Source organism: Amycolatopsis nalaikhensis, from assembly GCF_030264295.1.
Classification (GTDB): domain Bacteria; phylum Actinomycetota; class Actinomycetes; order Mycobacteriales; family Pseudonocardiaceae; genus Amycolatopsis; species Amycolatopsis nalaikhensis.
In genome coordinates this window covers 7316944-7339831 of the sequence record NZ_CP127173.1, presented here as the reverse complement: position 1 = coordinate 7339831, position 22888 = coordinate 7316944, and the positions used below count along the sequence as shown (strand labels likewise).

Annotated in this window: 22 protein-coding genes; 10 read left to right on the top strand and 12 right to left on the bottom strand. The window is 72.4% G+C overall.

All coding sequences use genetic code 11. The annotated features are described in order from the left end of the window. Positions 1-9 precede the first annotated feature (9 nt). The 4 genes from QP939_RS35860 to QP939_RS35845 form a co-directional block, all read right to left on the bottom strand. On the bottom strand, positions 10-462 hold the full coding sequence (locus tag QP939_RS35860; protein ID WP_285450795.1) for a hypothetical protein: 453 nt from the start codon (positions 460-462) through the stop codon (positions 10-12). A gap of 248 nt (positions 463-710) precedes the next feature. Beyond that, on the bottom strand, positions 711-1559 hold the full coding sequence (locus tag QP939_RS35855) for an HTD2 family dehydratase (protein WP_285450794.1): 849 nt from the start codon (positions 1557-1559) through the stop codon (positions 711-713). Further along, positions 1556-2710 carry an acyl-CoA dehydrogenase family protein gene (locus QP939_RS35850; RefSeq protein ID WP_285450792.1) on the bottom strand — a complete coding sequence of 385 codons (1155 nt, stop codon included), beginning with the start codon at positions 2708-2710 and terminating at the stop codon, positions 1556-1558. Before QP939_RS35850 ends, QP939_RS35855 begins: the two co-directional genes overlap by 4 nt. A 60-nt stretch (positions 2711-2770) precedes the next feature. Continuing rightward, on the bottom strand, positions 2771-3592 hold the full coding sequence (locus tag QP939_RS35845) for an SDR family NAD(P)-dependent oxidoreductase (protein WP_285450791.1): 822 nt from the start codon (positions 3590-3592) through the stop codon (positions 2771-2773). 102 nt (positions 3593-3694) lie between these two features. On the opposite strand from QP939_RS35845, the gene QP939_RS35840 reads away from it, so the two are divergent. Both QP939_RS35840 and QP939_RS35835 read left to right on the top strand, forming a co-directional pair. After that, the gene (locus QP939_RS35840) at positions 3695-4129 is read left to right on the top strand and encodes a MarR family winged helix-turn-helix transcriptional regulator (protein WP_285450789.1); all 435 of its coding nucleotides are present in this window, start codon (positions 3695-3697) and stop codon (positions 4127-4129) included. 2 nt (positions 4130-4131) lie between these two features. Further along, on the top strand, positions 4132-5352 hold the full coding sequence (locus tag QP939_RS35835) for an epoxide hydrolase family protein (protein ID WP_285450788.1): 1221 nt from the start codon (positions 4132-4134) through the stop codon (positions 5350-5352). Positions 5353-5368: 16 nt separating this feature from the next. Here QP939_RS35835 and QP939_RS35830 read toward each other — a convergent pair whose 3' ends face one another. Further along, positions 5369-5914, bottom strand: coding sequence for a TetR/AcrR family transcriptional regulator (locus QP939_RS35830; protein ID WP_285450787.1), 546 nt, complete (start codon positions 5912-5914; stop codon positions 5369-5371). A gap of 128 nt (positions 5915-6042) precedes the next feature. Here QP939_RS35830 and QP939_RS35825 point away from each other — a divergent pair, with 128 nt between their 5' ends. After that, on the top strand, positions 6043-7599 hold the full coding sequence (locus QP939_RS35825; protein WP_285450786.1) for a redoxin domain-containing protein: 1557 nt from the start codon (positions 6043-6045) through the stop codon (positions 7597-7599). Here the strand turns inward: QP939_RS35825 and QP939_RS35820 are convergent. Then, the gene (locus QP939_RS35820) at positions 7578-10016 is read right to left on the bottom strand and encodes an AfsR/SARP family transcriptional regulator (protein ID WP_285450785.1); all 2439 of its coding nucleotides are present in this window, start codon (positions 10014-10016) and stop codon (positions 7578-7580) included. The genes QP939_RS35825 and QP939_RS35820 overlap by 22 nt on opposite strands. Before the next feature lie 185 nt (positions 10017-10201). Between QP939_RS35820 and QP939_RS35815 the strand changes: the two genes are divergently transcribed. Both QP939_RS35815 and QP939_RS35810 read left to right on the top strand, forming a co-directional pair. Further along, complete coding sequence (locus QP939_RS35815; protein WP_285450784.1) at positions 10202-11662, top strand: aldehyde dehydrogenase; 1461 nt, start codon at positions 10202-10204, stop codon at positions 11660-11662. Then, positions 11659-13020: an MDR family MFS transporter gene (locus QP939_RS35810; RefSeq protein WP_285450783.1), complete on the top strand. Its 1362-nt coding sequence runs from the start codon at positions 11659-11661 to the stop codon at positions 13018-13020. The genes QP939_RS35815 and QP939_RS35810 overlap by 4 nt, the downstream gene beginning before the upstream one ends. A gap of 48 nt (positions 13021-13068) precedes the next feature. Here QP939_RS35810 and QP939_RS35805 read toward each other — a convergent pair whose 3' ends face one another. Then, a complete protein-coding gene (locus QP939_RS35805; protein WP_285450782.1) occupies positions 13069-13560 on the bottom strand; it encodes a carboxymuconolactone decarboxylase family protein in 492 nt (163 codons plus the stop codon). 276 nt (positions 13561-13836) lie between these two features. Here QP939_RS35805 and QP939_RS35800 point away from each other — a divergent pair, with 276 nt between their 5' ends. Continuing rightward, complete coding sequence (locus QP939_RS35800) at positions 13837-14262, top strand: cupin domain-containing protein (protein WP_285450781.1); 426 nt, start codon at positions 13837-13839, stop codon at positions 14260-14262. Position 14263: 1 nt separating this feature from the next. On the opposite strand, the gene QP939_RS35795 is transcribed toward QP939_RS35800, so the two are convergent. Next, the gene (locus tag QP939_RS35795; protein ID WP_285450779.1) at positions 14264-14836 is read right to left on the bottom strand and encodes a CGNR zinc finger domain-containing protein; all 573 of its coding nucleotides are present in this window, start codon (positions 14834-14836) and stop codon (positions 14264-14266) included. Positions 14837-14902: 66 nt separating this feature from the next. Between QP939_RS35795 and QP939_RS35790 the strand changes: the two genes are divergently transcribed. Genes QP939_RS35790 through QP939_RS35780 form a run of 3 tightly spaced genes read left to right on the top strand, consistent with a single transcriptional unit; the run spans position 14903 to position 17558 of the window. Beyond that, positions 14903-15667, top strand: coding sequence for a GNAT family N-acetyltransferase (locus tag QP939_RS35790; RefSeq protein WP_285450777.1), 765 nt, complete (start codon positions 14903-14905; stop codon positions 15665-15667). 11 nt (positions 15668-15678) lie between these two features. Next, a complete protein-coding gene (locus tag QP939_RS35785; RefSeq protein ID WP_285450776.1) occupies positions 15679-16356 on the top strand; it encodes an alpha/beta fold hydrolase in 678 nt (225 codons plus the stop codon). After that, positions 16353-17558: a cytochrome P450 family protein gene (locus tag QP939_RS35780; protein ID WP_285450775.1), complete on the top strand. Its 1206-nt coding sequence runs from the start codon at positions 16353-16355 to the stop codon at positions 17556-17558. The genes QP939_RS35785 and QP939_RS35780 overlap by 4 nt, the downstream gene beginning before the upstream one ends. Here QP939_RS35780 and QP939_RS35775 read toward each other — a convergent pair. The 3 genes from QP939_RS35775 to QP939_RS35765 are packed head-to-tail and all read right to left on the bottom strand — an operon-like array spanning position 17509 to position 20635. After that, positions 17509-18153: a TetR/AcrR family transcriptional regulator gene (locus QP939_RS35775; RefSeq protein ID WP_285450774.1), complete on the bottom strand. Its 645-nt coding sequence runs from the start codon at positions 18151-18153 to the stop codon at positions 17509-17511. The genes QP939_RS35780 and QP939_RS35775 overlap by 50 nt on opposite strands. Positions 18154-18161: 8 nt before the next feature. After that, positions 18162-19193: a hypothetical protein gene (locus QP939_RS35770; protein WP_285450773.1), complete on the bottom strand. Its 1032-nt coding sequence runs from the start codon at positions 19191-19193 to the stop codon at positions 18162-18164. Next, positions 19190-20635: an FAD-dependent oxidoreductase gene (locus QP939_RS35765; RefSeq protein ID WP_285450772.1), complete on the bottom strand. Its 1446-nt coding sequence runs from the start codon at positions 20633-20635 to the stop codon at positions 19190-19192. Before QP939_RS35765 ends, QP939_RS35770 begins: the two co-directional genes overlap by 4 nt. A 206-nt stretch (positions 20636-20841) precedes the next feature. Here QP939_RS35765 and QP939_RS35760 point away from each other — a divergent pair, with 206 nt between their 5' ends. Then, on the top strand, positions 20842-21288 hold the full coding sequence (locus tag QP939_RS35760; protein ID WP_285450771.1) for a hypothetical protein: 447 nt from the start codon (positions 20842-20844) through the stop codon (positions 21286-21288). Here QP939_RS35760 and QP939_RS35755 read toward each other — a convergent pair. After that, entirely contained in the window at positions 21269-22870 is a 1602-nt protein-coding gene (locus QP939_RS35755; RefSeq protein ID WP_285450770.1) for a purple acid phosphatase family protein, read from the bottom strand. The genes QP939_RS35760 and QP939_RS35755 overlap by 20 nt on opposite strands. Between the last annotated feature and the right edge of the window lie 18 nt (positions 22871-22888).

Sequence of the window (22888 nt, the reverse complement as noted above, 5' to 3'; positions counted from 1 at the left end):
GGCCGCGGATCAGGAGGCGTTCGACGACAGGGTGGCCGTCAGCGACAGCGTGAACGGCTGGCTCTTGCAGGCGTCCGACGCGTTCTTGTCCATGGTCGCGGTGAGGGTGTAGTCCGCGGTCGAGCCCGGCGCGATGGTGCCCGTCGGGTTGGTGACGGCGGCACTGGTGACCGTGCCCGCGGCGCAGCCGCCGACCTCGTCCGACGAACCGGCGCTGATGCTGTTCACCACGACCGGGTACGCGTTCGGGTTGGTGACCTTGACGACGAAGGTGGTGCTGTTGCCGGGGTACAGCGCGTGGTCCGAGCTGACCGACGTGATCTTCGAGTCGACCGAGGTGGTCGAGGTGACCGCGCCCGAGCCCGTGCCGGTGCTGGTCCAGGCCGCGTAGGCGACGCCGGCCACGAGCACGGCACCGGCGGCGCCGAGGACGACCGCGGAACGCTTGCTGATCTTGCGCATGGTGAATCTCCCAGAGTGTTACGTCAGGTGTGGTGCCGGTGCGGTGAGGCGGGGAAGCACCGGCGTGGCCCAGGCGGACCGTCACGAAGAGTGTGCGAATTCCGGGCGGGTGTTCACCCCGGGCGACCGGCCTGACTGCGAGTGACACAGGCCCCTTGCTCCGATCGGCGCAACGTGCTACGCGCGCACGGGATCGCCCGAAGGCGCCGGCGTTTCACCGATGCGCAACCGTGACCTGCGGTTTTACCTCAGGCGAAGCGCGCGGTGCCGGTGACGGCCCGGGCCCCGCCTTCGGCCATCGCCGACAGGGCGACGCCGTCGCCGTCCCGGCGACCGTGGGTGAGCACCGTCGCCCCGGCGAACACCGGGCTTGACAGCCGGTAGTCGAACGCCGCGACCGGCCGGTCGCCGTACCGGCGCGGGATCTCCAGCAGCAACAGCGCGAGCAAGGGCCCGTGCACGACGAGGCCGGGATACCCCTCGACGCCGGTGACGTACGGCTGGTCGTAGTGGATGCGGTGGGTGTTGTAGGTCAGCGCGCTGAACCGGAACAGCACCTGCGGCCCGGTCGACATGGCGATCTTCCAGTCGTGCGGCGGCTCCTCGGCCGCCACCGGCGTCGCGAGCCGCCGCGGCTGACCGGCGGGCTGGGACCGGTAGACGACGTCCTGGTCCTCGGTGAGCAGCAGCTCGCCGCCGCGCCGGTATTCGTGGCGGACGGTCACGAACGCCAGCTGCCCGCTGCGGCCGTCCTTGACCGCGACCTCGGCCAGTTCGCTGCGCCGGTCGATCCGGTCGCCGATGCGGATCGGCGCGTGCACCCACAGCCGCCCGCCCGCGATCATGCGCCGGCGGTCCGGGATCGGCGGCAGGAACCGGCCCTCCGCCGGGTGGCCGTCCTCCCCCAGCGCGGCCTGCGGGGTCGGCTCGAGGAAGTGGAACCAGTGCCACAACGGAGGCAACGGCTCACCCGGCCCGGCGACGGCGCCGGGCAGGTCCAGCAACGCCGAGAACGCCGCCGTGGGCCACGGCCCGATCACCTCGGCCGTCTCCAGCGGCGCGGGTGCCCAGCCGCGCAGGACGTCCGCGAGGTTCACGGCAACCCGCCGCGGGCCACGAGCTGGCCGACGATCACGTTCTGCTGGATCTCGTTGGTGCCCTCGCCCACGATCATCAGCGGCGCGTCCCGGAAATAACGCTCGACGTCGAACTCCGTCGAATAGCCGTAACCGCCGTGCACCCGGATCGCATCCAGCGCGACCTCCATCGCCGTCTCCGAGCAGAACAGCTTCGCCATCCCCGCTTCCAGGTCGGCGCGCTCCCCGGTGTCGTACCGGCGCGCGGCGTGCAGCAGCAGCTGCCGCGCCGCGGTCAGCTTGGTCGCCATCGTCGCCAGGTGATTGCCGACCGACTGGTGCTTCCAGATCGGCTTCCCGAACGACTCCCGCTCCTGGGCGTACCGCAGAGCGTCGTCGAACGCCGCCCGCGCAACCCCGGTGGCCCGCGCCGCGACCTGGATCCGCCCGATCTCCAGCCCGCGCATCATCTGCGCGAACCCCGCCCCCTCGGCCTCGCCGAGCAACGCCGTCTCCGGCACCCGGCAACCGTCGAAGACGATCTCACAGCTCTCGACACCCTTGTAGCCCAGCTTCGGCAAGTCCCGGGACACGGTGAACCCCGGGCCCTTCTCCACGAGCAGGATGCTGATCCCGCGATGAGCGGGCTCGGCCTTCGGGTCGGTCTTGCACAACAACGCCACCAGGCCCGAGCGGCGAGCGTTGCTGATCCACGTCTTGGTGCCGTCGACGACGTACTCGCCCCCGTCCTTGCGTGCGGTGGTGCGCAGGGCCTGCAGATCCGAACCACCACCGGGCTCGGTCAACGCCATCGTCGCCCGCAGCTCACCAGTCGCCATGCGCGGCAAATAGCGCTGCTTCTGCTCTTCCGTGCCGAAGGTGAGGATCAGCTTCGCGACGACCGTGTGCCCGCCCATCGCCCCCGCCAGGCTCATCCACCCGCGAGCCAGCTCCTCGGTCACCAGCGCATAACACGGCGTCGACACCCGAACGTCGCCATAGGGCTCGGGGATCGCCAGCCCATAGACCCCCAGCTCCTTCATCCGCTCGATGAGCACTTCCGGATACGTGTTGGCATGCTCCAGCTCCCGCACGACCGGGCGCACATCGCGGTCGACGAACTCGCGCACGGTGTCCACAATGGCCTGCTCGACGTCATCCAGCTGGTCCATGGATCTCCTCGGTCGGGGCACCTCCCCCGGAATCTACTCGGCGGCCCGGCGCGCCGCCGGTCATCCCGCGTCGGGGAAGCCGTACCGCTGCGCGAGTCCGGCGGTCGTGCGCACCTGGCCGGTGTGCTCGAGCACGCCGGGGTCGGCCGCGAGCGCCGCCACCCCGCGGCCGGCGAACCTCGGCGACTCGGCCGCGCCGAGGTCGAACTCGCCCGCGCCGGGGATGTCCAGCACGGCCCGGCCGTCCTCGGTGAAGCGCGCGGCGGTGGCGAGCAGCTCGGTGCGCACGAGCCCCGGCCACAGCGACACCACCGCGACGTCGTGCGGCTTCAGCTCCACGGCCATGTCCGCGGTCATCTTGTCCACCGCCGCCTTCCCGACGCCGTAGACGGTGTTCTGCTGGTACGACACGGCTCCCGACGACGAGACGTTGACGCCCAGCCCCCGCCCGGCGGCGAACAGCAGCGGCGCGGCGAACACGCTCGCGACGTAGTGCGAGCGCGCCCCGATGCCGAGCACCTCGTCCCACGCCGACACGGGCAGCTCCCAGAACGGCCGGTTCAGCCACCGCGCCAGGTCCGGCGCCGAGAAGACGTTGTTCACCAGGACGTCGAGCCGTCCGTGGTCGTCGCGGACGCGGGCGAACACGGCGGCCACCCGGTCGTCGTCGTGGTGGTCGCACCGCACCGCGACGCCGGTGCCGCCGAGCCGGGTCACCTCGGCCGCGGTCTCGCCGATCGTCCCGGGCAGCGGGCCGGCGCTCTCGCTGCGGCCGGTCACGTAGACCGTCGCCCCCGCCGCGCCGAGCTCGAGCGCGATGCCCTTGCCCACGCCGCGGCTGGCTCCGGTGACCACGGCGATCTTCCCCGCCAAAAGCTTCATGGGTGTCCTTTCCCTCGGTTCTCACCCCCGAGCCTGCCGGACCCGCGTATACAAGCCGCAGACAACATTAGAAACTTATTAAGTTGCTGATACACTTGCGGCGTGCCCGAGCTGAACGTCACCGAGCTGTCGTCGGTGTTCGAGGACTTCACCCGGATGGCCATCCGGATCCCGGCGAAGCAGCGGTGGAGCTTCACGACGCTGTCCGTGCTCCACACGCTGGCCGGCGTCGGTCCCTGCCGGCTCACCGAACTGACCGCCAGCGAACAGGTCACGCAGTCGGCGGTCACCCAGATCGTGACCAAGCTGGAGCGCGACGGGCTGGTGGAGCGGCGCCCGGCCCCTTCGGACGGCCGCGGGGTCCTCGTCCACATCACCGACGCGGGCCGCGCGGTCGTGGAGGGACGGCGGGCCGAGCGCCTGGCCCGCCTCGAGGAACTCGCCGACCGGCTGGCCCCGGCCGAGCGCGCGGCCATCGCGGCGGCCTTGCCCGCGTTGGCGCGCTTGGTCGAACTCAACCAGACGTCCAGGAGATGACGATGAGCTTCCCGCTGACGCCGGCCCCGATCCACGTGCCCGACGAGGTGCTCGCCGACCTGAAGCAGCGCCTGGAGCTGACCCGCTGGCCGGACGACGTCGGCAACGAAGACGGGTTCTACGGCGTGCCCCGCGGTTACCTGCAGGAGCTCGTCGAGTACTGGCACACCGAGTACGACTGGCGCCGGGCCGAGGCGGCGATCAACGCCTACGAGCACTACCGGGTCGACGTCGGCGGCGTGCCGGTGCACTTCATGCGCAAGCCGGGCGTCGGCCCCGATCCGACGCCGCTGATCCTCACCCACGGCTGGCCGTGGACGTTCTGGCACTGGGCGAAGGTCGTCGACCCGCTGGCCGACCCGGGCGCGCACGGCGGCGACCCGGCCGAGGCTTTCGACGTGATCGTCCCGTCGTTCCCCGGCTTCGGGTTCTCCTCACCGCTGCCGCGGCACCCGGACATGAACTTCTGGAAGGTCGCCGACGTCTGGCACGAGCTGATGACCGGCGTGCTCGGCTACGGCAAGTACGCCGCGGCGGGCTGCGACGTCGGCGCCCTCGTCACCGGGCAGCTGGGCCACAAGTACGCCGCCGAGCTCCACGGCATCCACATCGGCTCGGGCCTGAAGCTGGACTTCTTCACCGGCGACCGCGCGTGGGACTTCAGCGGTGGCCGGTCCATCCCGGAGGGACTGCCCGCCGACGTCCACGCGAAAGTGATCGCCCTGGACAAGCGGTTCGCCGTCCACCTCGCCGCGCACGTGCTCGACTCGAGCACCCTCGCCTACGGACTGTCGGATTCGCCGCCGGGGATGCTCGCGTGGATCCTCGAACGCTGGGTGAAGTGGAGCGACAACGGCGGCGACGTCGAAACCGTGTTCAGCAAGGACGACCTGCTCACCCACGCGATGATCTACTGGGTGACGAACTCGATCGGCACGTCGATCCGCACGTACGCCAACAACAACCGCTACCCGTGGACCCCGGCCCACGACCGGTGGCCGGTGGTGGAGGCGCCGACGGGCATCACGTTCGTCGGCTACGAAAACCCGCCGGGAGTCACCACCGAGGGGCGGGTGCGGAGCTTTTTGGACAGTGACCGCGCGGCTTGGTACAACCACGTCAACCTGACGGCCCACGACCGCGGCGGCCACTTCATCCCGTGGGAGGTCCCCGACCTGTGGGTGGCGGACCTGCGCCGCACCTTCCGCGGACGCCGCACCTGACCGCACCGGGCTTCGCTCAGCGGTCCGCGCCGAAGGCCCGCAGGAACGTGTCGACGATGACGTCGGCGGCCTGCGCGTCGCTCAATTCGGGCAGTTCCCGGGTGGACAGGTGCAGCAGCTGCCCGAGGACGTTGCCCGGCCAGCGGGTCGGCAACCCCGTCCGCAGCAAGCCTTCGTCGGTCGCGCGCTGGAGGAACTGGTCCACTTCGTCCACCGCGCGCAGGCGGCGCGCCCAGATCTCCGGGTACGAGCGCATCGCGGCCACCTCGGTCGGCCACTTGCGGTTCACCCCGACGATCCCCTCGACGTACCGGTGCAAGGCCACCGCCACCGGCGCCTCGCGGAGCCGGGCCGCCTCGCTGGCCGCCTCGATCGCGTCGAGGCGGGCCTCGTACACCGCCGCCAGCAGCTCCTCGCGGCCGGTGAACCGGCGGTACACCGTGCGGCGGTCGACGCCGGCTTCCGCCGCGATCGCCGCGATGCTCGTGGCGGGGTCGTCGGCGAGCATGCGGGCGCCCGTCGTCAGCAGCAGTTCCAGGTTGCGCGCGGCGTCGGCTCTCACTCCTCCAACATACCCCCCGTTGTCGCCTTCAGACCGGTAACCGCCACAACTCTGTGACGCTCATGACGAGAGTCTTACGTCCCATTCATAACCCGTCAGAGCGGTTATGAATCAATACGATCGCGTTCGTGCCCTCCCTTCTCCTCGCCGGCCTGCTCGCCGGGATCGTCACCAGCCTCTCGCCGTGCGTGCTCCCGGTCCTGCCCGTCGTCCTGACGGCGGGTGCGCGGCGGCCGTGGGGTGTCGTCGGCGGCCTGGTGACGAGCTTCAGCCTGACCACGCTGTTCGGCTCGCTCCTGCTCGACGCCCTGCACCTGCCCGCCACGCTCTTGCGGAACGCCGGGATCGCCGCGCTCGTCCTGCTGGGTATCGGCCTGCTCGTCCCGCACGTGGGCGAGCTGCTGGAACGGCCGTTCGCCCGGCTCCGGACCCGGGCCGCGGCGCCCGGGCGCGGCGGGTTCGCCACCGGATTGGCGCTGGGCCTGGTCTACGTGCCGTGCGCGGGGCCGGTGCTGGCCACCATCGCCGTAGTCGGGGCGACCGGGCGGATCGGGTTCGACAGCCTCCTGCTCACCGCCGCGTTCGGGGCGGGCACGGGCCTCCCGCTGCTCGTGCTGGCCGTCTCGGGTGGCGCGCTCGCCCGCCGGGCCCGGTTCCTCCGGACGCACGCACGCGGCCTGCGCGTCGCCACCGGTGCCGCGCTGGTGGCCGTCGCCGCCGTCACGGCCTTCGACCTCGCCGCCCCGCTGCAGCGCGCGGTGCCGGACTACACGGCGGCCGCGCAGCGGGCCGTCGGCACGGACCAGCTCGACCGGCTCACCCACGCCCCCGACCCGACCGGCATCACCGCCTGGCTCAACACGCCGGGCGGGCAGCCCGTTTCGCTGCGCGGGAAGGTCGCCGTCGTCAGCTTCTGGACCTACAGCTGCATCAACTGCCAGCGGGCGCTGCCGCACCTGGAACAGTGGGACGCCGCCTACCGCGCGGCCGGGCTCGAGGTGATCGGCGTGCACACGCCGGAGTTCGCGTTCGAGCACGATCCCGGCAACGTCGCCGACCAGGCCGCGGCCCTCGGCGTGCGCTACCCGGTCGCCGTCGACAACGACTACGCCACCTGGAACGCCTACGGCAACCAGTACTGGCCCGCGGCCTACCTGGTCGACGCGACCGGCCAAGTCCGGCGCACCAGCTTCGGCGAAGGCGGCTACGCGGAGTTCGAACAGGCGATCCGCGCCGCGCTCACCGACGCCGGCGCGACCCGGCTGCCACCGGCCACCGACGTCCCCGACACGACACCGACCACATCCCTGACCCCGGAGACCTACCTCGGCGCCGAGCACACGCCCCTGTCCACGAGCGGCAGCCGGGTCACCGCCGGGCGGACGCGGGCCTACACCTTCCCCGCCGCCGTCGACCCCGACACCTTCGCGCTCGACGGGACGTGGACTTCGGCCGACGAGTACCTGACCGCCGGGCCCGGCGCCCGGCTGCGGCTGGCCTTCCACGCCACGTCCGTCCACTGGGTACTGGGCGGCACCGGCACGGTGACCGTGGACGGCACGAAGACGATCGCGGTTTCCGGGCCGCCGACGCTGTACACCTTGCTGGACGGCCATTCCGGGCCCGGCGAGCTGACGCTGTCGGCGAGCCCCGGCGTCCGGGCCTACTCCTTCACGTTCGGCTGAGCCCCGCCGAAGAGGTTCAGCCGGCGCTCTCCCCACAGCTCGTCGTCGAGGTGGTGGTCCCGCCACCGCGACGGCGGGTCGGCGAGCCAGTCGTGCCCGAAGACGCCCTCCGAGCCGGGGTGCGCCACCTCGTGGTGGCCGAGGTAGTCCATCAGCGGCGACCACAGCTGCGGGTTCGCGACGACGAGGTAGGACGCGGCCAGTCCCGGCTCGTGGAGCCAGTCCCGCATCATCCGGCCCAGGAAGACGTCCGTGACGGGGTTCGGCTTGACCTCCCGCTCGGGGCAGATCAGGTGCCGCGCGACGCCGATGTGCGCGCCCTCGGGCAGGTCCGTCCGCCCGTCCCGCCAGATGGCGGCGACGACCGGGTCGGCGGCCAGTTCCGCCGCGGCCGGGGCGTCGAGTGTCAACCAGCTCATGAAGGCCCGCAAGCGGTTGTCCTCGCGGCGCCGCAACGCGGTGAACGCCTCGGGGCGGCGCTCCAGCCAGAACCGGACGGAGGAGGCGGTGCACGCCCCGGACGTCTCGCGGGCCAGCGCGACGAGCTCGTCGTGCTCGGCCGGGCGCACGGAAGCGGCCCGCAGGTCCTCCTCCCCCGCCGCCGAGACGAAGCGGGCGACGACCCCGCCCCGGCGCCGGAGGTGCCCGATGGTCCGCATGACCGCGACCCCCGCCTGCGGCTCGGTGGTGTCGCGCAGCAGCGGGCCCAGGACGTAGCCGCGGATCCGCCGGTGCATCCGCTCGTAGCCGACCGGATCCCGCCACCGCAGGTGGGTGTCCAGCGCGACCCGCAGCACGCCGGTGACGTCCAGGCCGTGCCCCGGCGTCTCGACGAAGGGCCGCGTGCGCAGCCAGTCGAACAGCTCGGCGGCATCACCGTCCGGGATCGCGACGCGGAGGAGGTCTTCGGTCGTGTAGCGGGCGTGCGCGCAGACGTGCAACGCCTGCCGGTGCCGGGCCGTCGGGACGTCGCCGACCAGCAGCTCCAGAACGGTGTCGACGACGTACCGCTCGGCTTCGCGCCGCGACGGCTGCCCGGTGGCCGCCAGCCCGCGGCCGACCTCGGCGGCCAGCGCCAGGACGAGCGGGTTGCCCGCCGCGAAGTCCACAATGGATGCCACTGACGCGGGGTCCGCGCCGCGCGCCTCGGCCAGCGCCGCCGACTCGCGCGCGCTCAGCGGGTCCAGGTGCCGGACCTCCAGCGCGCCGGACCACGCCGGGTCGGTGAGCCACGCGATGCCCGGACGCCGCCGCCCGGCCACGACGACGACCGCGTCGCCCGGCAGCCGCCGGAGGAAGTCCGCGCGCAGCCAGGGTTCCAGCTCCTGGTGCCGCTCGAACGAGTCGAGCAGCAGGACGGGACGCGGGGTTGCCTCCGCGGCGAGCGCGTCGAGGCGCTCGCGCAGCCGCGCGGTCGGCAGGCCGTCCAGGTGCCACACGGTCCGCCCGGCGGCCGCGGCGTCGTCGGCGAACCGGCGCACCAGGGCCGACTTGCCGATCCCGGCGGGGCCGCACAGGAAGAGCACACCTCCGCGGTTCGCCGTGGCGGCGAACGCGGCGCGCTCGGCGGCCCGGCCCACGAACAGGGGCCCGGCGGGGCGGCTCGAGGCCACCACCGGCGCGGACGCCGCAACCGGTGGTTCGTCCTCGGGTTCGGCGCGGAGGATCTTCTCGTGGATCTCCCGCAGCCGCGGGCCGGGTGCGACGCCGAGCTCCTTGCCGAGCAGGTCGTAGACCGTGCGGTAGACCTCCAGCGCCTCGGCCCGCCTACCGCTGCGGTAGAGGGCGAGCAGGTAGATCTCGTACAGGGATTCCTCGAGCCGGTTCAGCTCCAGCAGCAGCGGCACCTCGGCCACCACTTCGGCGTGCCGCCCCAGGTCCAGGCGCAGCCGGAACAGTTCCTGGGTGGCGATCAATTTGAGCCGCTCCAGGCGGGACCGCTCCCCTTCGGCGGCCTCGCCGGGCACCCCGGCCAGCGCGGTGCCCGTCCACAGGCCGAGCGCCTCCTCCAGCAGCTTCGCGGCGGCGGCGGCGTTGCCCTCGGCGCGTTCCCGCCGCGCGGTCTCGACCAGGCGGGTGAAGTCGGTGGCGTCGAGGGTGAACCGGGTGGGGTCGAGCAGGTAGCCGCCGGACCGCGACCGGATCGCTTCGCCGAGGCCGTGCTCGGCCAGCAGCCGCCGCAGCCGCGAGATGTACGTGCGGACGACGGCGTCCCCGGTGGCCGGGGCCCGCTCGCCCCACAGGCCGTCGACGAGTTCGCCGACCCGCACGAACCGGCCGCGGTGGGCCAGCAGCGCCATCAGCACCGCCTGCTGCTGCGGCGCGCCGAGGTCCAGCTCCGCCGCGCCGTGGCGCAGGGTGGGCGGCCCGAGGACGGTGAACCGGCACGCGGCGGCGGCGTCTCCCTGGCCGTGCATGGCCTGGACGCTAGGGCCGCCTGATCTTGGTCCGCGAGCGTCGGGTGACGCAGTGCCTGTACGTCACCCCGGCGATCACCGAACTGCGGCCCGCGCCCGACTGTGCACCGCCTCACAAGTGCGCACGTTCTCGACAGTAAGTGCTACATTGATGTGGCAGATCGAGAACGACCAGGAGGCAGGCAGTGCTCACCTACACCCAGCTCTTCATCGGCGGCGAGTGGACCACCCCGAGCAGCCCCGAGCTGCTGGACATCGTTTCCCCGCACGACAATTCCGTCATCGGCCGCGCCGCGCAGGCCCTGCCCGCCGACGTCGACCGGGCCGTCGCGGCCGCCCGGAAGGCCTTTGACGAAGGTCCGTGGCCGCGGACCTCGCCCGCGGACCGGATCGCCGTGCTCCGCAAGCTCGCCGCCCTGCGCGAAGACCGCGCGGACGAGATCGCCGCGCTCATCTCCGCCGAGAACGGCTCGGCGCTCTGGTTCACCAAGGCCGGCCAGCCCGGCCTGAGCCGCCAGGCCCGTGCCTACCTGAAGGCGGCAGAAGAGTTCGACTGGGAGCGGACGCTCACCCCGTCCGACCCCGCCGCGGCGTTCCGGTCGGTCGTGCGCCGCGAAGCCATCGGCGTCGTCGCCGCGATCATCCCGTGGAACTCGCCGTTCTCGGCGGCCTTCGCCAAGATCATGCCGGCGCTGCTCGCCGGGAACACCGTCGTGCTCAAGGTTTCGCCGGAAAACACACTGAGCATGAACCTGCTCGCGGACCTGCTGGCCGCGGCCGGCCTGCCCGAGGGCGTCATCAGCGTCCTGCCCGCGGACCGCGAGACCAGCGAGTACCTGGTCAAGCACCCGGACGTCGACAAGATCGCCTTCACCGGCTCCACCCGCGCCGGCCGCCGCATCGCGTCGCTGGCCGGGGAACAGCTCAAGCGCGTCAGCCTCGAGCTGGGCGGCAAGTCGGCCGCGGTGATCCTGCCCGACGCCGACCTCGACGCCGCGATCCAGGGCCTCAAGTTCGGTTCCCTGCTCAACAACGCCGAGTCGTGCATCGCGCACACCCGCGTCCTCGCGCCGCGCGAGCGCTACGACGAGGTCGTCGCCGGGCTCAAGGCGCTCATCGAGTCCCTCGGTGTCGGCGACCCGGCCGACGACAGCACGTTCATCGGCCCGATGATCCGCCGTGACCAGCAGCAGCGCGTCTTCGACTACATCCGCATCGGCGTCGAAGAGGGCGCGCGGCTCGTCACCGGTGGCCCGGAGGTCCCGCCGGGGCTGGAAAAGGGCAACTACGTCACGCCGACGCTGTTCGCCGACGTCGACAACTCGATGCGCATCGCCCAGGAGGAGATCTTCGGGCCGGTGCTGGCCGTCATCGCCTACGACGACGAAGACGACGCCGTCCGCATCGCCAACGACTCCGAGTACGGCCTGTCCGGCGGCGTGTGGTCGGCCGACCAGGAGCACGCGCTGGCGGTCGCCCGCCGGCTGCGCACCGGCACCGTCACCGTCAACGGCGCGCCCGTCGGCTTCGACGGCCCGTTCGGCGGCTTCAAGGCCAGCGGCCTCGGCCGCGAATACGGCGCCGTCGGCCTCGGCACCTACACCGAATACAAGACCATCACCGTTCCGGAAAAGAAAGACCGATGATCCTCGACACCCCCGCCAGACCCGCGGTGCGCCCGGCGATGGCGGCCCTCGTCCTCGCCGTCCTGCTGGCCGCGCTCGACCAGACCATCGTTTCCACCGCCCTGCCCAAGATCGCCGGTGACCTCGGCGGGTTCCGCGACATCGCCTGGGTCACGGCGTCCTACCTGCTCGCTTCGACCGCCGCCACCCCGCTGTGGGGCAAGCTCGGCGACATGCTCGGGCGCAAGCGCCTGTACCTCGTCGCCACGACGGCGTTCCTGGTCGCCTCCGCGCTCTGCGGCCTGGCCCAGGACCTGCCCCAGCTCGTCGCCGCCCGTGCCCTCCAGGGCCTGGCGGGCGGCGGGATGATCGTCCTGACGTTCGCGCTCGTCGGCGACATCGTCGAGCCCGCCGAGCGCGGCCGCTACCAGGGCCGGTTCGGCTCGGTGTACGGCGTCGCGAGCATCGCCGGCCCCCTGCTCGGCGGGCTGTTCACCGACCAGCTCTCGTGGCGGTGGGCGTTCCTGATCAACGTCCCGGTCGGGCTGGTGGCCGTGGTCCTCGCCGCCCGCGCGCTGCCCGCCGCGGTCCGCAAGCCCGCCGCCCGCATCGACTACGCCGGTGCGCTGCTGCTGGCCGGCGCGGCCACCGCGCTGGTGCTGATCACGTCGTTCGGGCAGCGGTGGGGCTGGACGTCGCCGGGCATCCTGGCCCTCGGCGTCGCGGCGATCGTCCTCGTCGGACTGGTGATCCCGGTCGAGCGCCGCGCGGCGGCGCCGGTGCTGCCGCTGTCGATGTTCGCCTCGCGGACGGTCGTGCTCGCCTCGCTCATCGGGTTCGTCGCCAACGTCGCGATGTTCAGCGTGCTGGTGTACCTGCCGACGTACCTGCAGGTCGTCGACGGGGTGTCGGCCACGCTGTCGGGCGTGCACATGCTGCCGCTGGTGCTCGGGCTGGTCGTCAGCCAGTCGCTCGCCGGGCGGTGGGTCGCGAACCCGGCGCGCCTGCGGGTGATCCTGGTGACCGGCATGGCGCTGAACGTCGCAGGGCTCCTGCTGCTGAGCACCCTGGCCCCGGGAACTTCGCAGCTCACGCTGGTCGGCTACTTCCTGGTCACCGGGATCGGCATCGGCATGGTCCCGATGGTGGCGCTGACGGCGGCGCAGAACGCGGTGCCCGCCGGGGACATCGGGGCGGCCAGCGCGGTGGTGACGTTCGCCCGCTCGATCGGCGCGGCGTTCGGCGTCGCGGTCTTCGGCAGCCTCCTGGGTGACGACGTCGCGCACCACATCGGTGGGGCCTTCCTCTGGATCACCCCGGTCGTGGTCGTCGGCACGCTCCTCGCCGCGTTCCTGAAGCGTCCACAAGCGACAGTCTGAGCAGTGCGGAAAGGCGCCCTCGGTTACGGGGGCGCCTTTTCCGCGTCCTCAGCCGCGTTCGGCGAAGTCCGAGAACATCCCGGGCTGGTAGGAGCCACCCTTCTGGTGCACGATCACCGCGAGCCGGTTGGCCGCGTTGATCAGCGCGACCAACGCCACCAGGGCCGCGACCTGCTCGTCGTCGTAGTGCTCGCGCACCCGCGCCCACGTCTCGTCGGAGACACCCTCGTAGGCGTCAGCCAGCCGCGTGCCTTCCTCGGCCAGAGCGAGCGCGGCCCGTTCGGCCTCGGTGAAGACGGTCGACTCCCGCCACGCGGCGACGAGGTGCAGCCGGACGGCCGACTCACCGGCGGCCGCGGCCTCCTTGACGTGCATGTCGATGCACCAGCCGCACCCGTTGATCTGGCTGGCCCGCAGGCTGACCAGCTCCTGGGTCGACTTCGGCAGCGGCGACCGCTCGATCACCTGGCCGAGGCTCGCGAACCGCTTGCCCAGCCGGGTGCCGGTCTCGGTGGTGAACAGGTCCAAGCGCGGTTCCATGACTCTCGTCCTCTCGGTCGTCGTTCGGTCGACCACAGGACACCGGTGCCGCGGACCGCGTGACAGCCCGCGAGTGTGACGTGCGTCATGCGCCCCCGGCCCGGCCGTGCTGAAGGGGACGTTCGTGGCATCTGATGCGCTGAAGGGCCCTTTCCGCTCACCACATGCCATGAACGTCCCCTTCAACCCACCTCGGCGGCGCGGTGTGTACGGATGATCGACACCGCCCATGCCGCGTACAGCGGTTGTCCACATTTCCGCGCTAGCTTCGGGCGCATGAACCGGAAGCCCCTCGCCCTGACCGCCGCCTGCGTCGCGCTCGTCGCGCTCCCCGGCACGGCGGATGCGACACCCGGCCGCGGCGTCTCGGCCGTCACGCTCTACGACCACGTCGTCGGGGACACCGACTACGTGCTCAAGGAGATCACCCTCGCCCCCGGCGGCAGCACCGGCTGGCACTACCACCCCGGCCAGGTCACCGGCTTCGTCAAGGAGGGCGTGCTCACCCACAACGACGCGAGCTGCGCCCTCGACGGCGTCTACCGCCCCGGGCAGTTCATCAGCGAGGAAAGCGGGGCCGGATACGTCCACATCGGACGCAACCTCGGCACGACGCCGGTCGTGCTCGAGGTGCTCTACCGGAGCCCCGTCGGCCAGCCGCTGGCCGTGGACGAGCCCAACCCCGGCTGCTCCTTCGAATGAGCTAGGACCCCAGCCGAGAAGGGCGCAACGGCGGGTTGCCGCGCAGCCGGGCGCGGTGGGCCAGCGCCTTCATCTTGTTGCCGCACGTCGCCATCGCGCACCACTCGCGCCGCGAACCACGTGAGGTGTCGACGTACACCTGGGTGCACCCGGGACGGCCGCACTCCCGCAGCAGCGCCGCTTCCGGGCCGCCCAGGACCGCGACCGCGGCGCGGGCGACCGACGACAGCGCCTGCCCGGCCGTCGCCTCCACCGTCCGCCCACGCGGGCCGAGCTGCGGGACCACGGACGGCCGCGCGGCGGCCCGGTTGAGCACGGCGACCGCCTCCGCGGCGCCGCGATCGCCGACGAGCCGGGCCCGCACGAGGGCGTAGACCGCCTCGCGCAGGGTCAGCGCGTCGGCGAGGTCGTCCGGGCCGCTGCCCGGGGCGCGGTCGGCGACCCCCGCCTCGACGAACCACACGTCGAGGTCGGCCGGCGTGCGGAGCATTTCCCGCGGCACGGGGTCGCGACGGCCCCTACGCGTGCCCGCGAAGTCGAGGGCGAGGTCGCCGCAGGGGAACGCGTGCCGCATGCGCCCAGTCTGCCAGGTCTCGGATCGTCTACGGATCGTCGACATCCGGCCCGGAGACTCGGCGGCATGACCGATTCCCGAACGGACCGGGCCGCGCGGGCCTGGATCAGATCCATGGCCCTGTTCGCCGAAACCCAGCCCGGCGGCTACTACCGCGAAGGCACAGCCGGTACCTCCGAGCTCGTCACCGGCGCCCCGATGCCGCTGCTGAACGGCGTCATCGGGATCGCGGCCGACCCGGACCCCGGCGAGATCGCCGAGTTCGCCGCGTCGGTGCGGCTGGCCGCCGTGGCGTGGAGCATCCAGGTCCGCGGCGAGCGGGTGGCCGACCGGATCGCCGCCACGGCCGCGGCGCACGGCCTCGGCCGGGAGACGCACCTGCCGTTCATGCTCAAGGACCTCGACGCGGACGACGCCCGCGAGGCGGCCGACGGCGTCAAGGTCCGGCACGTCTCCAGTGTGGACAGTGACCTCTACCGGACCACGATGGCCGCCGGGTACGAGGGCCCGGATCCGCTGTTCACCGTCTTCGCCCGGCCGTCCGTGCTCGACCACCCGACGATGCGCGCCTACGTCGCCGAGGTCGACGGCACGCCCGTCGCGACGTCGTTCGGCGTCCTGGTGGACGACCTGGTGGGCGTGTTCAACATCGGCGTGCCGCCGGAGTTCCGCCGCCGCGGCTACGGCCGCGCCGCCACCGCCGCCGTGCTGCGGGACGCATACGCCCTCGGCGCGCGCACGGCTTTCCTGCACGCCAGCCCGCTGGGCGTGCCGCTCTACGAGGCGATGGGCTTCGGCCACGCCGAAACCTGGTCGCTGTTCACCCAGTGAAAGAGGACGACATGACCGAACCGAAGAACCTGGTGCTCGTGCACGGCGCCTGGCACGGACCCTGGTGCTGGGAGCCGCTGCGGCCCGAGCTGGCCGGCCGCGGCTGGACCGTGTCCACTGTGGACCTCCCGAGCACGTCCGGCGACCCGGCGGCCGGGATGCACGCCGACGCCCGCGCCGTCGAGGCGCACCTGGCCGCGATCGACGGCCCGGTGACCCTGCTCGCGCACTCCTACGGCGGCGTCCCCGCCACCGAGGCCGCGGCGCCGAACGTCCGCGCGCTCGTCTACCTCGCGGCGCACGTGCTGAAGGCGGGGGAATCCCTGGTCTCCCCGCTGGGCGGGCCGTGGTTCCCGCCGGAGACGGAGTTCGTGCCCGGCGCCGACCCGCTCGAGGCGCTCTACCACGACGTGCCCGCCGACCTGGCGCGGGAAGCGGTGGCGCGGCTGCGGCCGCAGAGCGCGAAGGCGTTCACCGAGGAGCTGACGCGCGAGGCGTGGCGGGACACCCCGTCCGCGCTGATCGTCTGCGACGACGACCGGGCCATGCCCGAACCGCTCATGAAGCGGGCCGTCGCCGAGGGGCTGACGGACGTCGTCCGGCACCTGCCCGGCAGCCACTCCCCGTTCCTGACGCGGCCCGCCGAGCTGGCCGCGCTCCTCGACGACGTCGTGGCGGCGCTGTCGTGACAGTGGAACCGCTCGAGCTGGCTCCGGACTACGTCCAGGACCCGCACGAGCTGGAAGCCCTGCTGCGGGCCGAAGCCCCGGTCCGGCCGGTCTTCATCCGGCGCGGCGTGCGGCTGTGGCTGGTCACCCGCTACGACGACGTGCGCGCCGTGCTGACCGACCCGCGCGTGCGCAAGGACTCGCGCCGCACGACGGAGCTGATGGCCGAACAGCTCGGGCCGCGGTCGGGTGCGCTGAGCCCGGCCTTCCGGGCCCTGGATGCCCACCTGCTCAACTCCGACCCGCCGGACCACACGCGGCTGCGGCGGCTGGTCGGGAAGGCGTTCACCAGCGGGGTGGTCGCGCGGCTGCGGCCCCGCGTCGAGGCGGTGGCCGACGAGCTGCTCGACGCGATGGCCGCCGACGGCGCGGCCGACCTGCTCCCCGCGTACGCCGAACCGTTGCCGATGACGGTGATCTGCGAGCTGCTCGGCGTGCCCGAAGAGGACCGTCAGTCTTTCCGCGAGTGCGTGCTGGTGATCACCGCGCAGGACGCCGCCGGGCAGCTCGCGGCCGCGTCGACCCGGTTGCTGGGCTACCTCGGCGAGCTGATCGAGCGCAAGCGCGCGGAACCGGGCGACGACCTGCTCTCGGAGCTGGTGCGCGTGTCCGACGACGGCGACCGGCTGTCGGCCGCCGAACTCGTCGCGATGGCGTCGCTGCTGGTGATCGCGGGCCAGGACACCACGGTCAACCTGATCGGCAACGGTGTGCTGTCGCTGCTGCGGGAGCCGGTCCTGCTCGACAAGCTCCGCGCCGATCCGGAGCTGCTGCCGGGTGCCGTCCAGGAGCTGCTGCGCTACGAGGGCCCGGTACACGTCGGCACGTACCGGTTCACGGCGGAGCCCGTGGTGGTCGGCGGGGTGGAGATCCCGGCGGGCGAGTTCGTCGCCGTGTCGCTGAACTCGGCCAACCGCGACGAGCACCGGTTCCCCGAGCCGGACCGGCTCGACCTCACCCGCCGCACCGGCGGCCACGTCGCGTTCGGGCACGGCATCCACTACTGCCTGGGCGCGCCGCTGGCCCGGCTGGAGGGTCAGGTGGCCATCGGGCGGCTCATCACCCGGTTCCCGCGGCTGCGGCTCGACGTCGGCTCGGAACCGAAGTGGCGGTTCAGCCGGCTGATGCGGGGTCTGGAGGCGTTGCCCGTCCGGCTGGACTGACGGCGAGCGCCGGGCCGACCCAGCGGCGGACGAGGGCCCGCAGCTCGTCGTCGGTGCGGTCCGGGGCCGAGGGGTACTGCAGGAACGACATGAACAGCCGCATCAGGACCTCGGCGAGCCCGCGCAGGTCGGCGTCGGTGGCGACGCCGGCCGCGCGCCAGTCGACCGGGACGTCGCGCAGGATCCGCGCGCCGAAGTCGAACGCCTGCGGCGAGATCACGCCGTCGGTGAAGAAGTCGGCCTCGCCCGCCTGCAGGAGCAGGCCGAGGTGCGGCTCGCCGGGGACCGTCCGCAGCGCGAACACCACCGATTCGACGGCCACTTCGGCGGCGGTGCCGAACGCGGCCAGGTGGCGTGCCATCCGCCCGGCGAACTCCTCGACCCCGGCCAGCGCCACGGCCCGGAGGATGTCCTTGAGGCTCGGGAAGTAGCGGTAGACGGTCTGCCGGGTCACCCCGGCCTCGGCGGCGACGTCGGAGAGGTTCGTCTTGGCGAGCCCGACCCGGTCGAGGCACGCCGTGGCCGCCGCCACGATCCGGCGGCGTGCCTCGTCTTCGGTGCCGGGCGGGTTGCCCCGCCAGCCGTGGTGCCCCATGGGCTCCATCATTCCCGAGCGGCCCGGGCCGGCGCCCGGCGGTACAGCGCGCCCAGCAGCAGCCCGGCTCCGGCGAGGCAGGCCAGCGCGTAGAGCCCGCTCCCGATCGGCACGCCGTCGCCGAGCGCGCGCACCCAGAACAGCGCCATGCCCGCCAGGTACAGGGCCGGGTACCACCGGGCGAACGCGGACAGCGGCTCGGCCGGGCCGCGGCGCCTGAAGACGACCCAGGCCCCGGCCGCCCACACCAGCGCCAGCTCGACGCCGAGGATCCAGGCCCGCGCGGTGCCGCTCTCCCCGGCGAACCCGGCCGGGACGCTCGCGACCACCATGGTCAACGGCGTCAGGACCCCGGCGAGGACGATGCGCCACCACCTGAGCCGGGCCCCACGCGTGAGGCGCACGACCAAGTAGGTCAGGCCCGCCATCGACACCGAGGCGAACAGCAGCATGCTCGTCAACGGCACCGTCGCCAGCGCGGGGTGGTTGACGACGTCGTTGGCCGGGTTCCACGCCCACCACCGCAGCGGCGGGCCGACCTGGTCGAAGGGTTCGTAGAAGACCTGGCAGGCGAACGCGACGGCGACCGCCCCGGCCAGCGGGCCGCGGTCGCGGAAGATCCCGAGGGTGCGCACGAGCTCGTAGGCGAGCTGGCTGATCACCGGGTAGAACGCGACGATGTAGAGCGGCAGCCGGTCCCCCATGAACTGCACGGTGAACAGGTTGTGCGCGAAGATGAAGCCGTAGACCGCGTCGAGGCCGAACCACTCCGGGAAGTACAGCGGCGGCTCGGTGACGAACAGGTAGACCAGGGAGGCGCACCACAGCACCAGGTTGACCGGGTCGCCCGCGCGGTGGCGGCGGATCGCGTGCAGCAGCGCGAAAACGGCGCCGCCGACGATCAGCACCTCCAGCACCGGCAGCGTCCAGTTCGCCAGCTCCCACGGGAAGCGGACCGAGACCACCGGCGAGACGTCGTGGCAGTCGAAGCCGAGGCCGCGGGTGACGGCCTCGGCGTCCGGTCCGCAGCCGTCGCTCATCGCGTGGCCGCCGTGGCCGCCGAGTAGTCCGTGGCCGGGGGCTCGGCGCGCGGGTCGAAGCCGAACGGCACCCGGTGCCTGCCCAGCGCCGCGCGGACGCGGTAGCGCACCAGCCCGGCGAGAACCCGCGGGTTCCGCAGCATCTCCCCCAGCGACTCGTCGAGGTTGAACACCTTCGCGAAGTGCTCGTCGACGACGTCGTCTTCGCGGGCCGCCCCGACGATGAGCCGGAAGGCCGGGCCGGATGCGGCGGCGAGCAGGCGGCGCCGCCACTCGGGAGGTTTCTCGGTGCCCACGGCGCATTCGTAGCCCTGGTCCCGCGCCATCGCCAGGCGCCACGGCACGGCGAGCAGTTTCCGTTGCGCCAGCAGGAACTCCTTGGCGAACCCGGCGTCGAGCCGTCCGGCGCGGGCGAGGTGCTCGCGCAGCAGCAGGGCCGACCCGGCGGCGGAGCTGATGCCCTGCGCGTAGAACGGGTTGAACGCGCAGATCGAGTCGCCGACGAACGCCAGCCCCTCCGGCGGTGTGCGCAGCCGGTCGTAGCGGCGCCACTTGTTGCCCGTCGAGCGGGTCAGGTGGACTTCCGAAGTGGGCGTGCACCGGTCCATCGCGGCCGCGAACAACGGCGTCCGCACCCGGCGGGCCGCTTCGCCGAACGCGTCCGCCGTGCGGGGCATGTCCAGGCCCCACGAGCCCATGCAGGCGATGACGCGGCCGCCCTCGATCGGGAAGAAGTTGACCAGGAACTCGTGCTCGTCGGGGTGCTCGCCCTTGTCCGGCGTCGGCATCACGACCAGGTGCTGCCACCACCACGACGCGGGCCGCTGCGGGGGCAGGTCGTACCACCGCGAGGTGTAGGTGACCTTGGCGTCGAGGGTCCGCACCTCGGGCTCGGGCCAGCCCGCGGCCGCCAGCCAGCCGCCGACCGGGGAGCCGCGGCCCGTCGCGTCCACCACGAAGTCCGCGTCGACGTGCTCCTCGCCGATCTCGACGCCGGTGACCCGCCCGGCGCACGTGCGCAGGCCGGTCACCGTGGCGCCCTCGCGGATGACGACGTTGGCCAGGCCGCGCACCTCGTCGCGCAGCACGCGCTCGATGAGGATGCGCGAGCCGTAGATCATCGTCATCGAGCTGCGCTTGCGCGCCGACCAGCCTTCGCCGTCGAGGTAGGCGGCGTCCATGGACGGCATCAGGTGCAGCCCGCCCGCCGCGATCAGGTGCTCCTCGAAGCCGGGGAACAACGCGCCGATCGCCCGGCGGCCGGAGTTGAGCAGGAAGTGCGGGTGCTTGCTCTGCGGCACGCCGCGGCGGTGCTCGGCCGCGGCCGGGAGCTCGTCGCGTTCCAGCACCAGCACCCGGTCGAAGTGCGGGGCGAGCGCCCCGGCCGAGCAGAGCCCGGCGGCGCTGCCGCCCAGGACGACGGCGGTCTGGCCGAGCCGCATGCGGACCAACTCCCCACGTCATTCATACAACTGGACATCGAATGTATGAATGACCGGATGCGGGTGTCAAGGCCGCGCCGCGGGCGGACATCGGCCGAATGGCCGAGGCGGCAGACGTCGTCCTGCCCCTTCGGCCGAGGTCACGGGCCCGCGCGAGCCCCTAGCTTGATCAGCATCGGGAGTCCGGCGAGGGCGAGGGAGTGGTCATGGAGTTCACCGTCAAGCGGGTCGGCGTGACCGCCGTCGCGGCCGGGGCCGCGGTGGTGGCGATCGGCGCGACCGTGATGGCCACGGCCGCCGACCCGGTCGCGCCGGAGGTCCTCAGCGCGGTCCCGGCCGAGGCCGGGCACGCGAACGAAGGCAAGTACACCGCCGGGGACTACGTCCTGAACGTGCACGAGCTGAACGGCGACGACGAAGGCATGGGCACGACCATCGGGCCGAACACGACGTACTACTCGAAGAGCCTGCACGGCACCGGCTCCTGGCAGCCGACGGTCCTCAAGTTCTCCGTGGGCACCGACTCCGACGCGCCGATCGTCTACAGCTACCCGGTGCCCGGCGCCGGCCGGGCCGTCGACTGCGTCGCGTCCGGAACCCAAGCGGCACCGAGCATCCGGTGCGAAACCAAACTCAACCCCGCCGCAGGGTGACTTCGTCGACGAGGACGTTGTCTTCGGTCAACGCGCGCACCTTCAACCGGCCGGGCGTGCCGCCCACGGTGGGCGTGACCTCGACGTGCACCAGGCTGTAGCCGCGGTAGCGCACCCGCGACCAGGTGACCTTCTTCGAGTGCCCGCCACCGTCCTCGTCGTCCCACCGCATGGTGACCGTGGCGTCGTTGACGTGGCCGATGTAGGAATCGCCGACCTTCTCGTCGATCCAGTCGTTGATGCTCTCGCCGCCCCCGCCCGCGGTGATGTAGGTGACGCCGTCGGTCTTGGGGTTGACGGTCGCGCCGGGCGAGGCCTTCTTGGTGCCCTTGCCCGCCTTGATCGGGTCGGTGCGCTCGTAGAGGTGGTTGTGTCCATTGAGGACCAAGTCCACTTGGTACTGGTCGAACAGCGGCGCCCACTTCTGCTGCGCGCCCAGCTCCGCGCCGTTCGCGTCGGAGGTCGAGTACGTGCACTGGTGGCAGTAGACGACGATGAACTCGATGCTCGGGTCGTCGCGGAACTTCTTCAGCTGGCTCTTCAGCCACGCCGTCTGCCTGCCTTCGGTGTAGTCCAGGTTGGACGGGCTGTTGTAGCAGATGTCGTTGCCGTCCAGGCTGATCAGGCCGACGTTCTGGTAGCGCCACGAGTAGATGCACGTCGATCCGGCCCAGGCGTTGTCGGGCATGGTGAACCGGGCGCGCATGCCGCCGTAGCCGTGGTGGTCGTACCAGCCTTCCATTTCGTGGTTGCCGAGGGCGACCATCCACGGGATCCCGGACGAGACCGGATCGTTCTGGGCGAAGAACGAGTCCCACTTGCGGGCGTCGTACTTGTCCTCCTTCGGGTGCCCGCCTTCGCCCTCGAGCGCGTAGCTCATGTCGCCCATGGCGAGGTGGAACCGCGGGTCGAGGTCCGCGATGAGACTGTTGGTGGCGAGGGCGTTGTAGCCGACGCCCTGGTCGCCGAAGGCCGTGAAGGAGAACGTGCCGGTGCCGCCCGCCGCCGGCGCGGTGCGGAAGGTGGCGACCTCGCCGACCCGGCCGCTGGTCGTGGGGTCGTAGCCCTGGTGGCCGAGGACGTAGTAGTAGGTCGTGTTCGGGACCAGGTTGTCCAGCTTGACGTGGTGGTAGTACTGCGTGACGGCCGACCCGCTGTGCGGCGGGAAGTCGTGCTCCGGAGTCTGCCACGAGAGGTCGCTCGTCAGGGCGCGCACCTCGGCGGGCACGGTGGCGCCGTAGTCGCCCGCGGCCGTGCCGATCCGGAGGTAGGGCGCGGTCACCTTCGCCGGCGTCTGCCAGGAGACGACCACCTGGCGCGAGGCGTCGGCTCCGAAACCGAGGTGCCGCCCGAAGGGACGTTGCGTCGAGCCCGCCACCTTCTCGCCACTCAGGAGCACGGTCGGCCCGGGAGCCGCTTCGGCGGTTCCCGGCAGCAGCAGGTGCCCGGCGGCCAGCGTGGCACCACCGGCGGCGGTCGCGCGGAGGACGCCGCGCCGCGTGTGCTTCTTGACGTAGTGGTCGTGCCACTCGGCCAGCCGGATTTGTTCGGCGGGGTTCCGGCGCCGTCGGTTGTCGGACATGCGTCTCAAGTTAGGAAA

Excerpts from the sequence above, each read along its gene's own strand:
- QP939_RS35860 (WP_285450795.1), bottom strand. The coding sequence starts at position 462 with ATGCGCAAGATCAGCAAGCGTTCCGCGGTCGTCCTCGGCGCCGCCGGT.
- QP939_RS35850 (WP_285450792.1), bottom strand. The coding sequence starts at position 2,710 with ATGGACCAGCTGGATGACGTCGAGCAGGCCATTGTGGACACCGTGCGC.
- QP939_RS35845 (WP_285450791.1), bottom strand. The coding sequence starts at position 3,592 with ATGAAGCTTTTGGCGGGGAAGATCGCCGTGGTCACCGGAGCCAGCCGC.
- QP939_RS35835 (WP_285450788.1), top strand. The coding sequence starts at position 4,132 with ATGAGCTTCCCGCTGACGCCGGCCCCGATCCACGTGCCCGACGAGGTG.
- QP939_RS35820 (WP_285450785.1), bottom strand. The coding sequence starts at position 10,016 with ATGCACGGCCAGGGAGACGCCGCCGCCGCGTGCCGGTTCACCGTCCTC.
- QP939_RS35810 (WP_285450783.1), top strand. The coding sequence starts at position 11,659 with ATGATCCTCGACACCCCCGCCAGACCCGCGGTGCGCCCGGCGATGGCG.
- QP939_RS35805 (WP_285450782.1), bottom strand. The coding sequence starts at position 13,560 with ATGGAACCGCGCTTGGACCTGTTCACCACCGAGACCGGCACCCGGCTG.
- QP939_RS35800 (WP_285450781.1), top strand. The coding sequence starts at position 13,837 with ATGAACCGGAAGCCCCTCGCCCTGACCGCCGCCTGCGTCGCGCTCGTC.
- QP939_RS35795 (WP_285450779.1), bottom strand. The coding sequence starts at position 14,836 with ATGCGGCACGCGTTCCCCTGCGGCGACCTCGCCCTCGACTTCGCGGGC.
- QP939_RS35790 (WP_285450777.1), top strand. The coding sequence starts at position 14,903 with ATGACCGATTCCCGAACGGACCGGGCCGCGCGGGCCTGGATCAGATCC.
- QP939_RS35785 (WP_285450776.1), top strand. The coding sequence starts at position 15,679 with ATGACCGAACCGAAGAACCTGGTGCTCGTGCACGGCGCCTGGCACGGA.
- QP939_RS35775 (WP_285450774.1), bottom strand. The coding sequence starts at position 18,153 with ATGGGGCACCACGGCTGGCGGGGCAACCCGCCCGGCACCGAAGACGAG.
- QP939_RS35770 (WP_285450773.1), bottom strand. The coding sequence starts at position 19,193 with ATGAGCGACGGCTGCGGACCGGACGCCGAGGCCGTCACCCGCGGCCTC.
- QP939_RS35765 (WP_285450772.1), bottom strand. The coding sequence starts at position 20,635 with ATGCGGCTCGGCCAGACCGCCGTCGTCCTGGGCGGCAGCGCCGCCGGG.
- QP939_RS35760 (WP_285450771.1), top strand. The coding sequence starts at position 20,842 with ATGGAGTTCACCGTCAAGCGGGTCGGCGTGACCGCCGTCGCGGCCGGG.
- QP939_RS35755 (WP_285450770.1), bottom strand. The coding sequence starts at position 22,870 with ATGTCCGACAACCGACGGCGCCGGAACCCCGCCGAACAAATCCGGCTG.